At 60.9% G+C, this 12,675-nt stretch carries 10 protein-coding genes and 1 tRNA gene; 4 read left to right on the top strand and 7 right to left on the bottom strand.

Annotation, left to right across the window (positions count from 1 at the left end):
* Positions 1–6: 6 nt before the first annotated feature.
* Positions 7–759 (bottom strand): ABC transporter substrate-binding protein, encoded by a 753-nt coding sequence (locus KSS96_RS02505; RefSeq protein WP_068936932.1) that lies wholly within the window; start codon positions 757–759, stop codon positions 7–9.
* 13 nt (positions 760–772) lie between these two features.
* A complete protein-coding gene (locus KSS96_RS02510; RefSeq protein WP_065879522.1) occupies positions 773–1,546 on the bottom strand; it encodes an ABC transporter ATP-binding protein in 774 nt (257 codons plus the stop codon).
* A gap of 552 nt (positions 1,547–2,098) precedes the next feature.
* Here KSS96_RS02510 and gabP point away from each other — a divergent pair.
* Complete coding sequence (gene gabP / locus KSS96_RS02515) at positions 2,099–3,490, top strand: GABA permease (protein WP_068936934.1); 1,392 nt, start codon at positions 2,099–2,101, stop codon at positions 3,488–3,490.
* 55 nt (positions 3,491–3,545) lie between these two features.
* Here the strand turns inward: gabP and KSS96_RS02520 are convergent, their stop codons facing one another.
* Positions 3,546–3,959, bottom strand: a complete 414-nt coding sequence (locus KSS96_RS02520; protein WP_065879521.1) for a hypothetical protein — start codon at positions 3,957–3,959, stop codon at positions 3,546–3,548.
* Positions 3,960–4,129: 170 nt separating this feature from the next.
* Between KSS96_RS02520 and KSS96_RS02525 the strand changes: the two genes are divergently transcribed.
* Both KSS96_RS02525 and KSS96_RS02530 read left to right on the top strand, forming a co-directional pair.
* On the top strand, positions 4,130–5,095 hold the full coding sequence (locus tag KSS96_RS02525) for an arsenic resistance protein (RefSeq protein ID WP_065879520.1): 966 nt from the start codon (positions 4,130–4,132) through the stop codon (positions 5,093–5,095).
* An 87-nt stretch (positions 5,096–5,182) separates the two neighbouring features.
* Positions 5,183–6,790, top strand: coding sequence for an ArnT family glycosyltransferase (locus KSS96_RS02530; protein WP_217855698.1), 1,608 nt, complete (start codon positions 5,183–5,185; stop codon positions 6,788–6,790).
* Positions 6,791–6,940: 150 nt separating this feature from the next.
* Here KSS96_RS02530 and KSS96_RS02535 read toward each other — a convergent pair.
* The 4 genes from KSS96_RS02535 to KSS96_RS02550 form a co-directional block, all read right to left on the bottom strand.
* Positions 6,941–7,016: transfer RNA gene (locus tag KSS96_RS02535), tRNA-Phe, on the bottom strand.
* A 103-nt stretch (positions 7,017–7,119) separates the two neighbouring features.
* Entirely contained in the window at positions 7,120–7,392 is a 273-nt protein-coding gene (locus KSS96_RS02540; protein WP_065879518.1) for an oxidative damage protection protein, read from the bottom strand.
* Positions 7,389–8,456, bottom strand: coding sequence for an A/G-specific adenine glycosylase (gene mutY / locus KSS96_RS02545; protein ID WP_017529561.1), 1,068 nt, complete (start codon positions 8,454–8,456; stop codon positions 7,389–7,391). The genes KSS96_RS02540 and mutY overlap by 4 nt, the downstream gene beginning before the upstream one ends.
* Positions 8,453–10,669: an AsmA family protein gene (locus KSS96_RS02550; protein ID WP_068936940.1), complete on the bottom strand. Its 2,217-nt coding sequence runs from the start codon at positions 10,667–10,669 to the stop codon at positions 8,453–8,455. Before KSS96_RS02550 ends, mutY begins: the two co-directional genes overlap by 4 nt.
* Positions 10,670–10,984: 315 nt before the next feature.
* On the opposite strand from KSS96_RS02550, the gene KSS96_RS02555 reads away from it, so the two are divergent.
* Positions 10,985–12,646, top strand: coding sequence for an OFA family MFS transporter (locus KSS96_RS02555; RefSeq protein ID WP_065879516.1), 1,662 nt, complete (start codon positions 10,985–10,987; stop codon positions 12,644–12,646).
* Positions 12,647–12,675 lie beyond the last annotated feature (29 nt).

The raw sequence follows: 12,675 nt of genomic DNA on the forward strand, positions 1-12,675 counted from the left end.
CTCAGATCATTCGATGCTGAACGGGAAGTACTTGTCGTTGATCTTCTTATAGGTGCCGTCTGCCTTGATCTCTGCCAGGGCTTTGTTCAGGCGCTCGCGCAGCGGGTCGCCCTTGCGTACGGCGATACCGATCTTGTCGCTCTCTACAACCGGGTCGCCCTTGAACTCGTAGGCGGAACCGTCTTTGCTCTTGAGCCATTCGTATTGCACGTACTTGTCGGCGAGGATGCCGTCGAGGCGGCCAGAAGTCAGGTCCAGGTAGGCGTTTTCCTGGGTGTCGTACAGTTTGGCTTCGGTGTCCGGCAGCTTGTCTTCCAGGTAGCTACCGGCCAGGGTCGCGCGCTGTGCACCGATGACTTTGCCCTTGAGGTAGCCGGCGTCGGTCTTGAAGTCGGCAGTGGCTTTAGGCGCGATGAACTGCAGCTTGTTGGAGTAGTACGGGTCGGTAAAGTCAACGGCCTGCTTGCGTTCATCGGTGATCGACAGCGAAGACACCAGAAAGTCGAACTTCTTGGCATTCAGGGCCGGGATGATGCCGTCCCAGTCGGAGACATACACTTCGCACTTCTCGACTTTCATTTTGGCGCACAGGGCGTCGCCGATGTCTTTGTCGAAGCCCACGACGTTGCCGCTGGTGTCTTTATTGTTGAAGGGCGGGTAGGCCGCTTCGATCCCCATTTTCAAGGTTTCTGCCATGGCCGTGGCGCTGAACGCCATCGAGACGGCCGCAGCCAGAAGGAATTTTTTATAGTTCTGCATGCATGTTGCTCCGTTAGCGGTTGCTGGACATGAATTGTTTGCAGCGCGCCGAAAGCGGGTTTTCAAACACCTGCTGTGGCGATCCTTGCTCTTCGATCAGGCCTTGGTGCAGAAACACCACTTCACTGGAGACCTGACGGGCGAAGCCCATTTCGTGGGTGACCAGCAGCATGGTGCGGCCTTCATCGGCCAGCGCGCGGATCACATTAAGTACTTCCTGAACCATTTCCGGGTCAAGGGCGGAAGTGGGCTCGTCGAACAGGATGACCTTGGGTTGCATGGCCAGGGTGCGCGCGATGGCTGCCCGTTGCTGCTGGCCACCGGACAATTGCGCCGGGTAGGCGTGGCGCTTGTCGGCGATACCGACCTTGTCCAGCAAGGCTTCGGCCACTTCTATTGCCTCGGCCTTACTCTGGCCGAGCACACGGCGGGGCGCCTCGATGATGTTGTCGAGGATGCTCATGTGCGGCCACAGGTTAAAATTCTGAAACACAAAACCGATTTCGCTGCGCAGGCGATTGATCTGCCTGCCATCGGCGGCCATCAGCTCGCCGTTCTTCGCGGCCTTGAGCTTGAGTGCTTCGCCGGCCACCAGGATTTCGCCCTGGTGCGGGTTTTCCAGCAGATTGATGCAGCGCAGGAATGTGGACTTGCCGGAACCGGAGGAACCCAGGATCGAGATCACATCGCCGTCGCGAGCGGTGAGCGAGATACCTTTGAGTACCTCCAGCTCACCATAGCGTTTATGCAAGTTGCGGATTTCAAGCGCGGGCGTGGCCTCGGCCATGTGCGTACCTCTTGTGTTCATTGCGATCTGCGCTGTTGGGGGCCTTCCTGGCGAGGCGCCAAGCTAGCATAGCGTTTGGATGACACCAACAGCGGCGCGGACGGTAAACAGACGGTGTGCGGCAGGTTGTCGCATCGGCACAGCAGGGTGTCGCGCCATCAACAACCGAACAACCGTTTGAACCTGAAAAGCCGCAGGCTTCGCGTAAAAAAGGGCGCGATGGTGCCAGCTTTGGCCGGGTGTTGGAAGGGTTAAACGGGCAAACGGTCGCCCTGGGCTCTTTTATGGGGCGTCACGCGCTTGCTGTGTGTGGTTTTGGTGCGCGTGTGCACGTTGAATATGGGTCGCACGGTAACGCTATAGCGAAATGCCATTGTTCTCAATGACTTGCGATGACTGTTGAAATCTCTTGCAGCCCGCGCCAATGGGGGCTTTGTAACATTTTGGCGCAAATCTTGCGTAAAAAATAAAGAACGCCCTGTTGGTTTCTTTTCACGAGGAGGAGTCCAGGCCGGGCGGACCGTTTTCGCAATTCCTCGCAAAGGTGTGTCAATGAGTAGTACGCAAAGCTCCAATGACCTCGAACAGGGGCTCAAACCGCGTCACGTCACCATGCTGTCGATTGCCGGCGTTATTGGCGCCGGCCTGTTTGTCGGCTCCGGCCACGCGATTGCCGCCGCCGGCCCCGCCGTACTGCTGGCCTATGCCGCTGCGGGTACGCTGGTGGTCTTGGTCATGCGCATGCTGGCCGAAATGGCCGTGGCGTCACCGGATACCGGTTCGTTCTCCACCTATGCCGACCGTGCGATCGGTCATTGGGCCGGGTTCACCATTGGTTGGCTGTACTGGTGGTTCTGGGTGCTGGTGATTCCGTTGGAAGCCAACGCCGCCGCCACCATCCTGCATGCCTGGTTCCCCGATGTGGCCATCTGGGCCTTTACCTTGGTCATCACGTTGTTGCTGACGGTGACCAATTTGTTCAGCGTGAAGAACTATGGCGAGTTCGAGTTCTGGTTTGCGTTGATCAAGGTCGTAGCGATCGTGGGTTTTGTGATCCTCGGCCTGGCGGCGATTTTCGGCTTCCTGCCTACCAGCCAGGTCAGCGGCGTGTCGCACTTGTTCGATACGCAAGGCTTTATGCCTAACGGCATGGGCGCGGTATTGGCGGCCATCCTCACCACTATGTTCTCGTTCATGGGCACCGAGATCGTCACCATTGCAGCGGCTGAGTCGAAAAACCCAGGCCAGCAAATTACCAAGGCCACCAACTCGGTGATCTGGCGGATTGGCTTGTTCTATCTGCTGTCGATCTTCATCGTCGTATCCCTAGTGCCGTGGAACGATCCGACCCTGGCGGCGGTGGGTTCGTACCAGACCGTGCTGGAGCGCATGGGTATCCCGAATGCCAAGCTGATCGTCGACCTGGTGGTGTTGGTTGCCGTGACCAGTTGCCTGAACTCGGCGCTGTACACCGCTTCGCGCATGCTGTTTTCCCTGGGGCGACGCGGTGATGCACCGGCGGTGTCCAAGCGCACCAATAAAAGCGGCACGCCTTACTGGGCGGTGATGTTGTCCACCGGCGCGGCATTCCTGGCGGTGTTCGCCAACTACGTGGCACCGGCGGCGGTGTTCGAGTTCCTGCTGGCCAGCTCCGGTGCCATCGCGTTGCTGGTGTACCTGGTGATCGCGGTGTCGCAACTGCGCATGCGCCAGAAACGCATGGCGGCGGGCGAGAAGATCGTCTTCAAGATGTGGCTGTTCCCTGGCCTGACCTACGCGGTGATGGTGTTTATCGTGGGGACGCTGACCATCATGCTGTTCCAGGAGGCGCACCGGGTCGAGATCATCGCGACCGGGATTTTGAGCGTGCTGGTGGTGATGGCGGGGCTGTTCGTATCGAGCCGTCGCAAGGCACAGCGAGCGGGTGCCGCGGTACTTAGCTGAATGCATGCGGTCACGTGTGGGAGGGGGCAAGCCTCTTCCCACATTTTGTTTGGTGTCAGTCTTGGGAAGTCACCAGCGCCTGGGACGCCGCCACGTAGTCCGCCTGGAACGCTGGCGATTCAATCCACGCCAGGGCGGCCGCTTCATCATCGCTGTCTGTGGCCCACTGCCGATACTCGATCAGCGCCGCCAGAATAAAGTCGGTGGCTTCTTCTTCGCCTTCCTGCTCCAGCACCAGCGCCAACAGCGGGTGGCTCAGGAACGCGGCGCACAGCGCCTGCTGGCTGTTCTGGCCGGCGTCGCGCATCTGCACGAACAACTCGGTCAAATCCACCGACTCAAGGTCGATGCGGCTGTCGTCGCCCTCGAATGCATCCGGCTTGGCCGCGACGGCGCGTTGGGTGCGGTTTTGCTTGGCCTTGGTCTTTGCCCGCTGGGCACGTTTTTGCTGCTTGTTCGGCGAGGCCATGGGCTTACGTCCTGTGTTTAAGGATCTGGGTGGCGTATTGAAGCGCAGGTCGGAGCAAATCCCAAGGGCTTGCGGGTGTGTTTCGTCTCGTGGCCTCTGCGGGTTATTGCTCGACCACCGCTCGGTAGGCACATAAGCTCACGCTTTTGCGACACGCCAGAGCCTCACTCATGACCCGCGACGCCCTCGAACACCACCAGATCCCCCTCTATTTCGTCACCGTCCTCCTGGCTGCCGTCTTTGGCCTGCTCGCGCCTTCATGGGCTCACAGTCTCAACGAATGGATCACGCCCGCCATCGCGATACTGATGTACGCGATGTTCCTGCAAATTCCCTTTCTGGACCTGCGTGCAGGCTTGAGCAACAAGCGCTTCCTGTCGGCGTTGTTGCTGGCCAATTTCATTTTGGTGCCGCTGCTGGTGTGGGCATTGACCCGTGGCCTGGTAGAGCGTCCGGCGCTGTTGGTGGGGGCGTTGCTGGTGTTGCTGACGCCGTGCATCGACTACGTGGTGGTGTTCACCCACATCGGCAAGGGCGATTCGCGGTTGATGTTGGCGGCCACGCCGGTGCTGTTGTTGCTGCAGTTGGCGTTGTTGCCGGTGTACCTGGGGGTGATGCTGGGGGCGCAGTCCGAAGGGGTGGTGGTGGCAGGGCCGTTTGTGCAGGCGTTTGTGGGGTTGATCGTGCTGCCTATGATTCTGGCGGTGTTGACGGCGTCCGTGGCGCGGCGTTCTTCGGTCGTCAGCGCTTGGAGCGGTGCATGGGCCTGGCTGCCGGTGCCGGCCATGGCGTTGGTGCTGTTCGTGGTGATCGGTTCGCAGATCACCTCGGTGGTGCGGGATATCGAGCTGTTGGTGCCGGTGATTCCGGTCTACCTGGGCTTTGCGCTGCTGGCGCCGTGGATGGGAGTTCTGGCTTCGCGGCTGTGTGCATTGCCTGCGATCACGGCGCGTGCGGTGACGTTCAGCGCGTCGACGCGTAATTCCCTGGTGGTATTACCCCTGGCGCTGGCCCTGCCCGAAGACGTACGCGGGCTGGCGGCCACGGCGGTAATCCTGCAGACCTTGATCGAATTGGTTGCCGAGTTGATCTACGTTCGCCTCGTTCCTGTCGTGGTGTGGCCTGCAAATCGATAATCGCGTGAATGTTGGGGTTTGTTCAGGCGCTATTCAGGGGTGCCCTCGGCACCATGAGTCGGCGCTTCCCACCTGACAGGTCTACCGATGGATCACCGCAACCGTTTTCGCCTGGAGTCCCTGGGCATCTTTATGTTTGCCTTGCTGCTGTTCACCTGGGGCATCTGGGACCAACAGCCCCAGGGGTTCGATGGGCGTTGGGCGCTGTTCCTGCAAGAAATGTTTCGCCATGGCGCAAGTTTTTTCCCCACGACCTACGGCCAGCCCTACGCGGATTACCCTGGCACCGCGACCTTCTTCAGCTTTGTATTTGCCCGCTGGTTCGGCGCGCCCAATCATCTGGCGAACGTATTGCCCACCGCCCTGGCGTCCGCCGGCGTCATTGCCCTGATCTATCGCTTGTTGGTCCCGTCGAATCGGCAGTGGGCGCTGCTCAGCGTGCTGCTGACCTTGCTGACGACGCAACTGCTGGAGAAGTCGCGCTCGGTGTGCCTGGACCAGATGGTGGCTTTGCTCTGTGTCGGCAGCTTTTACCTGCTGCACAGTGGCGAACGCTTGGGCTCGCGGCTAAGGCCGTTGATGGTGTTCCCGCTGTTCATCCTTGGGTTTGCCGTGCGCGGGCCATTGGGGTTGATCGAGGTCTGTGGCGTGGTGTGTGTGTATTGGGCGCTGGGCAAGCCTGGGGAGCGCGTCAGGCAGGTGCTGGCTCACGGCATCGTCGGCCTGGTATTGCTGGCGTTCTGTTGGTGGCTGCTGGTGAAGCTGGCGCGTATCAGCGGTGGCGACGCCTTTGCCGACGAAGTGTTCAGGATGCAAGTGGCTGGGCGGCTGGATGAAAGCGGCGAGCCGTTCTACTTCTACTTTCAGTTGAGTCTGTATCGCTATTTCCCCGTGGTGCCGCTGGCGTTGGCCACGTTGGTTGCGTTGCGTCATCGCTGGTCTGTGCGACACGTCGATGCCGAGGTGCAGTTGGTGGCAAGGCTTGGCGCCTGTGGCTTGATGATCTTGCTCGGTTTGTCGGTGCCGCACTTCAAACGTGCTTATTACATCCTGCCCATGGTTCCAATGTTTGCCGCTGTCGCCGCCTATGGGCTGCTTCGGGCGCAAGGCGCGTTCGTGGGTGTGCGCCGCTGCTATGAAGGCCTTGTCGTGGCGCTACCGGCGTTATGCGTGATCGTGGTTTTTGTGTGCCGGCATGGGTGGCAGAAGCACGGTTACTGGCCTGATGTTTCGTTGCTGATGTTGGTGGGAGCGCTGGTGGTACTGCAAGGGGCGGTGCTGATCGCCTGGCGCCGGGCCGGGCGATTGGTGTGGCTCAGCTTGATCGCATTAACGGCGCAATGGCTGCTGCTGGTGAGTGTGGTGGAGCCGGCCAAGGATCTGCAGTTCGACACCCGCGTGTTTGTTGGCCAGGTGGAGGCGTTGCGTAAGGCACAACCGGGCCCCTTGGTGTTTATCAACCTCGGTCGCGATACCTGGGCGGTGCGCTACATGATGAACCTGGACCACGACGAGCAGCCGGTGTTTATCGGCGGCAATCAGTTGGACCGATTGGAAGCCGTGCCCCGACCGGCGTGGGTGCTTGTGGCGCGCAAGGAGACTGCGCTGTTGAAGGGCACACCGTTGGAGTATCTGACGCCGGCGTTCAATGGGCGATTGAATGACAACCCATTGCTGGTGTTTCGGCTGGAGTAAGTAAGAGGGTGCGTTAACCGCGCGGCAAGCGAATTCACTGCCGCGCAGCCGCCGTGCGCGGATAAGTTAAATCCCAGGCAACAAAAAACCCGCACTAGGCGGGTTTCTTGTGTGTTTCAGATGACGTTTGCACCACCTGAAACTAATGAGTGGTGCCCAGAGACGGAATCGAACCGCCGACACGGGGATTTTCAATCCCCTGCTCTACCGACTGAGCTATCTGGGCAACGGGGCGCATTAAACGAGTTTTTCAGGGGGTCGTCAAGCAAGTTTTCAAAAAATATTTAATTATTACCGTCGCTTACGTGCCGACCCCGGTTTTTGATCAATTATTGAGCAGGTGGCACGTAACCTTCGGCCTGGGCGTATTCCTCGCCGGAAAAGAACTTATCCATTTCGCCCGCCAGGTATTTACGGTCTTCGGCGTTCATCATGTTCAGGCGTTTTTCGTTGATCAGCAGGGTCTGGTGTTTCAACCAGTCACCCCAGGCTTTGGCCGAGACGTGGTCGTAAATGTCCTGGCCCTTGGCGCCTGGGTACGGCGGGCGTTCCAGGGCTGGCAGTTTTTCTTTGTACTTGCGGCACATTACGGTGCGGGTCATGACGAAACTCCTGCGTTCAATACGTCGGCCGCGCGCTTCAGCAGTTTTTTCACCGGGGCGGCAAGGCCCAGGCGCGGCGGGGTGGCGAGGTTATACCAGAGCCAGTCGGCCTCGGCCACGTGGTGGGCGGTTTCCTCGACCCGCACCAGCCAGGGTTCGATGGCCAGTTGGAAATGGCTGAAGGTGTGAACCAGCCCCGGCAGTTCCAGATGCTTGCCCAGTTCGAGCGCATGCTGGTTGGCCAGGTGTTCGAGATCGTGCAGGTCGTCCAGCTCCGGCAAACTCCACAAACCGCCCCACAGGCCTGTGGACGGGCGACGATAAAGCAGGATCTCGCCCTCGGCATTGGCCAGCATCGGCATCAATGTGCGCTTCTGCGGGACGGTCTTGCGCGGCTTGGGGATCGGGTAGCGCGTCTCCAGGCCGAGCATATGCGCTTCGCAGCCTTTTTCCAGCGGGCACAGCAGGCAACTGGGTTTGCTGCGGGTGCAGAGCGTGGCGCCCATGTCCATCATCGCCTGGGTGTAGGCGTTGACGCGATCATGGGGCGTGAAGCGTTCTGCGGTGGCCCACAGCTGTTTGGCCACCTTGGGCTCGCCCGGGTAACCCTCTTGAGCGGTAAAGCGTGCCAGCACGCGCTTGACGTTGCCGTCGAGGATCGGTGCGCGCAGGCCCATGCTCAGGCTGGCGATCGCGCCGGCGGTGGACAAGCCGATGCCGGGTAATTCGGTGAGCTTTTCTACATCGCGGGGAAACTCGCCGCCGTACTCGGCCACGATTATTTTTGCGGTCTTGTGCAGGTTGCGCGCCCGGGTGTAGTAACCCAGGCCGGTCCACAGGTGCAGCACTTCGTCTTCCGGCGCGGCGGCCAGGGCTTGGACCGTTGGCAGCGAGGCCATGAAACGGTCGAAGTAATTGAGTACGGTGCTGACCTGGGTCTGTTGCAGCATGATCTCCGACACCCACACCCGGTACGGTGTGATGCCCTGTTGCCAGGGCAAGTCGTGGCGACCGTGGCGGTCGTACCAGTCCAGCACCGCCGTTGAAAACTGCTCGTTTCTCATCGTTTGAACAGGCCTTTCAAAGCATCTTTGAGCTGTGGGTTGACCTTGTCGAGCTTCTCTTCCAGCTTGTCGCTGAGCTTGTTGCCGGCCGCCTTGATCGCGACCTGGCTCAAGCCGTCCTTATCCAGGCGGCAGGCCTTGGCGCCCAGTTCCAGCGGGCCACGGCAGCGCAGCGGCACTTCGATGTCGCGGAAGTTGGCGCCCACCTCGCAGGCCGGGTCGGGCACTTCGCGCTGATCGCCTTCGACGATGATGCCGACGCGGTAGTCCATGCCCAGCACGCGCAGGTCGACGTCGCCGTTGCCGTTGACCGCCAGGCCAGGGATGCGCACTTTCAAGTCGGGGTTGTTGGCCACGCCGTTACGGAAAGTCAGGTTGCCCTTCAGCTCCTGGAACGGCGTGTCTTTGCCGCGCTGTTCGCCGCTCAGGGTCTTGCGGTTGAGCATGGCGATGCCGGTGCACAGTTGCTGTTCAAGGTTGGCGTTGAGCAGCACGCCGTTGTTGATCACAACACTGGCGCTGCCGTTGAGGCTGTCGATCAGGGCCTTCTGGCTATTGCCACGGCCAGTGAGGCTGCTGTCGAGCGTGACCTGGCCTTTCACCGGCGGCGTTTGCCCCTGGGCTTGCAGGATGCGTTCGACCGGTACTTGCTTGATCCGGCTTTGCAGCGCCAACACCGGCACGTCCTGGCGCACATCGAGGGTGCCGTTGGCCTGGAAGGTGCCGTTGTAGAGGCCTCCGCTGAGGGTGTCGAGCTTGAGCTGGCCATCGATGCCGGAGGCTTTGAGCACGGCGTCCTGGATCGGCAGTTTGCTCAGGGTCAGTTGGCCGAAGGCCAGGTCGGCGTCTACGTCCAGCTTGCGCAGGTGCGCCAGAGGCAGCAGTTTGTCGGTGCTCCAGGCGCCTTTGGTCGGTGCCTCCGGCAGCGGTGTAGTGCCGCCGGCTGCCATGGCGCCGGCTTCGCTGTTCTGCACTTCGGCCTGGCGCGCGGCAGTTGCGCCCTTGGCGGATTCGGACTTGGCCGGCAGGTAGTTGTCGGCGTTGAACGTATCGCCCTTGAGCTGCACGCGCAGCGCCTGCTTGGCGAAATCGTCCACGGCGATGCGGCCGGTGAAGGTGCTGCCGTCGAGTTTCAGGTTCAGGTCTTCCAGGGCCAGGCTGGTGGGCGTGCCCTTGAGGCGGCTGACCAGTTCTACCTTGCTCAGGCTGCCCTCGGCCATCGCCGGCAACGGGCTGCCGACGCTGTCGAGGAACTTGGCCAGGTCGAACTGGGCAATGGACAGGGCGCCGCTGAGCTGCGGGGTTTTGTCCAGGTCGTTGACCTTCAGTTCGCCCAGCGCGCGCAGCTGGTTGGCCGAGAATTTCATGTTGGTCCATTCGGCGATATTGGCCGCCTGGTCCACCAGCAATTGACCCTGGGTGGAGAAGGTCACGGTCTTGCCTTGCAACGGTTCGCCGGTGGCTTCGCCGCTGATGCGCATGTCTTCGAACTGGTAGCGCTTGAGCGCACGCTCGATGCGCAGGTTGCCGTTAAGCTCGGTCTTGACGCGCATCACCGGCTGGTTGCTGCCGAAGAACGCGGTGAGTTTCACCGGAATGCTCGCGCCTTCATGCACGGCGCCGGCGCTCAGTTGGATGCTTTCGGCGCTGAACTGCTTGCCGGTCTGCTCGTCGTTGTATTCGATGCGAGCGTTGTTGACGGTCAGGCTGTCGATGTCCAGGCGGATAGGCTGTGCGGGTTTTTCGGGTTTGGTTTCAGCCGCCGGTTCCGCCGGGGCGGGGGCGGGCGCGCCGGCCGTTGCGGCGGGCACGTTCTTGCCGATGTCTTCCCAGTTGCCATGGCCTTGCTTGTCGCGGTTCAGGCGCAGGTTCAGGCCTTCGACACGCACGTCGCTCATCTGCACTTCGCGGCGCAGCAGTGGCAGCACACGCACCGAAAGGCCAAGCATTTGCAGGTCTGCAAAAGGTTGGGTCGGGGCGGTCAGGGTGGCCACGCTGGCTTCGTGCAGTTCAAGGCCGAGCCAGGGGAACAGGCTCCAACCGATATCGCCATTGAGCGTCAGCTCGATGTGGGCCTTGTCGCGGGCAATCTGGCGAATCTCTTCTTTGTAGTCGTTGGGATCGAAAAGGTGGGTCAGGGCAAAGCCAAGAGCCACAATGATCAGCAACAGCCCGAGAAGTACCAGACCCAGGATTTTGCCGAACGCTTTCATGGGCGAGTCCTTGTATGTCGATTTCAAAATTTAGCCGCAGAGTATAACGCCCGACGGCCTGCATCAGTTCACCGATCGTTACATTGTATCCACGGCGGCCAGAACGGGAATTTGACGTCAATAAAAGCGAAATTTCCGATAAAAGTGATATCACTTTGGTTTTTCTGACGCTAATCTTTGCGCGTTCGTCCGCCTTCTGCGACCTATCGTCGCGCCAAAATGGAGCTTCACTCAACAAAAACGGCCACGCTTTGCGTGCAAGGCCGAGGGAGAGAGCGCCTGACGGACAACGACTAATAACTGGGGGAAACACCAATGAGCACTAGCACCGCGGCGGGTCACACCGCCGAGCAGCCTGCGTTCCTGTCCAAGGAGCGCATTATCGCCAAGCCCGGGTTCAACCGCTGGCTGGTTCCACCGGCCGCCCTGGCCATCCACCTCTGCATCGGCATGGCCTACGGTTTCTCGGTGTTCTGGCTGCCGCTGTCCAAGGCGCTGGGCATCACCAAGCCGTTGGCCTGCGCGCCGGACATGAGCTTTATCGCCCAAGTCTTCTCGTCCCAATGCGACTGGCCCATCTCCATGCTGGGCTGGATCTACACCCTGTTCTTCATCTTCCTGGGCTGCTCGGCGGCGATCTGGGGCGGCTGGCTGGAACATGCCGGGCCGCGTAAGGCCGGTGTGGTATCGGCCCTGTGCTGGTGCGGTGGCCTGCTGATCTCGGCGCTGGGTATCTATACCCACCAGATCTGGCTGATGTGGATCGGTTCCGGCGTGATCGGCGGTATCGGCCTGGGCCTGGGTTATATCTCGCCCGTATCGACTTTGATCAAGTGGTTCCCGGACAAGCGCGGCATGGCCACCGGCATGGCGATCATGGGCTTTGGCGGCGGCGCTATGGTGGGCGCGCCCCTGGCGGCTGCGCTGATGGGCCACTTCGCATCGCCGAGCGGCGTGGGCGTGTGGCAGAGCTTCCTGGTGATGGCCGCGATTTACTTCGTGTTCATGATCGGCGGCGCACTGTCCTACCGCGTGCCGCCGACCGGCTGGAAGCCTGAGGGCTGGACCGCGCCGGCGAAAAAAGCCAGCAACGCGATGATCACTCACCGTCACGTGCATGTGAACGTGGCATGGAAAACCCCGCAATTCCGCTTGGTATGGCTGGTGTTGTGCCTGAACGTATCGGCCGGTATCGGCATCCTCGGCATGGCTTCGCCGCTGTTGCAGGAAGTGTTCGGCGGCAAGTTGCTGGGTGTGGATGTGCCGTTCGGCCAACTGGACGCCGGGCAACTTGCGTCCATTGCCGCCATCGCGGCGGGTTTCACCGGCCTGCTGAGCCTGTTCAACATCGGTGGCCGGTTCTTCTGGGCGTCGTTCTCCGACTACCTGGGGCGCAAAAACACCTACTTCGTGTTCTTCGCTCTGGGCTTTGCCCTGTACGCGCTGATCCCGAACCTGGGGCACCTGGGCAACGTGGCGCTGTTCGTGGCGGCGTTCTGCATCATCCTGTCGATGTACGGCGGTGGTTTTGCGACCGTTCCGGCCTACCTGGCGGACCTGTTCGGTACGCAGATGGTGGGTGCGATCCACGGCCGCCTGCTGACCGCATGGGCAGCGGCGGGCGTACTGGGCCCGGTATTGGTGAACTACCTGCGTGAATATCAATTGAGCATTGGCGTTGAACGCGCCGCGGCCTATGACATCACTTTGTACATCCTCGCCGGCTTGCTGGTGCTGGGCTTTATCTGCAACCTGCTGGTGCGCCCGGTGGCCGACAAGTACTTCATGACCGATGCCGAGTTGGCCGCCGAACAGGCGCTGGGCCATGACAAAGGCGCTGACGCCACCACCGTGCTGGAGTGGAAAGCCTCTGCCGGCAGCAAGCCGGTGGCGATTGCCGCCTGGCTGGTAGTGGGTATTCCGTTGGCGTGGGGTGTGTGGGTGACCCTGCAGAAGACGGCGGTACTGTTCCACTAACACTGCAAAACCCTTGTGGGAGGGGGCTT

This window comes from Pseudomonas asgharzadehiana, assembly GCF_019139815.1.
In the GTDB taxonomy this organism is placed as follows: Bacteria; Pseudomonadota; Gammaproteobacteria; order Pseudomonadales; family Pseudomonadaceae; genus Aquipseudomonas; species Aquipseudomonas asgharzadehiana.

Excerpts from the sequence above, each read along its gene's own strand:
- KSS96_RS02505 (WP_068936932.1), bottom strand. The coding sequence starts at position 759 with ATGCAGAACTATAAAAAATTCCTTCTGGCTGCGGCCGTCTCGATGGCG.
- KSS96_RS02510 (WP_065879522.1), bottom strand. The coding sequence starts at position 1,546 with ATGGCCGAGGCCACGCCCGCGCTTGAAATCCGCAACTTGCATAAACGC.
- gabP (WP_068936934.1), top strand. The coding sequence starts at position 2,099 with ATGAGTAGTACGCAAAGCTCCAATGACCTCGAACAGGGGCTCAAACCG.
- KSS96_RS02520 (WP_065879521.1), bottom strand. The coding sequence starts at position 3,959 with ATGGCCTCGCCGAACAAGCAGCAAAAACGTGCCCAGCGGGCAAAGACC.
- KSS96_RS02525 (WP_065879520.1), top strand. The coding sequence starts at position 4,130 with ATGACCCGCGACGCCCTCGAACACCACCAGATCCCCCTCTATTTCGTC.
- KSS96_RS02530 (WP_217855698.1), top strand. The coding sequence starts at position 5,183 with ATGGATCACCGCAACCGTTTTCGCCTGGAGTCCCTGGGCATCTTTATG.
- KSS96_RS02540 (WP_065879518.1), bottom strand. The coding sequence starts at position 7,392 with ATGACCCGCACCGTAATGTGCCGCAAGTACAAAGAAAAACTGCCAGCC.
- mutY (WP_017529561.1), bottom strand. The coding sequence starts at position 8,456 with ATGAGAAACGAGCAGTTTTCAACGGCGGTGCTGGACTGGTACGACCGC.
- KSS96_RS02550 (WP_068936940.1), bottom strand. The coding sequence starts at position 10,669 with ATGAAAGCGTTCGGCAAAATCCTGGGTCTGGTACTTCTCGGGCTGTTG.
- KSS96_RS02555 (WP_065879516.1), top strand. The coding sequence starts at position 10,985 with ATGAGCACTAGCACCGCGGCGGGTCACACCGCCGAGCAGCCTGCGTTC.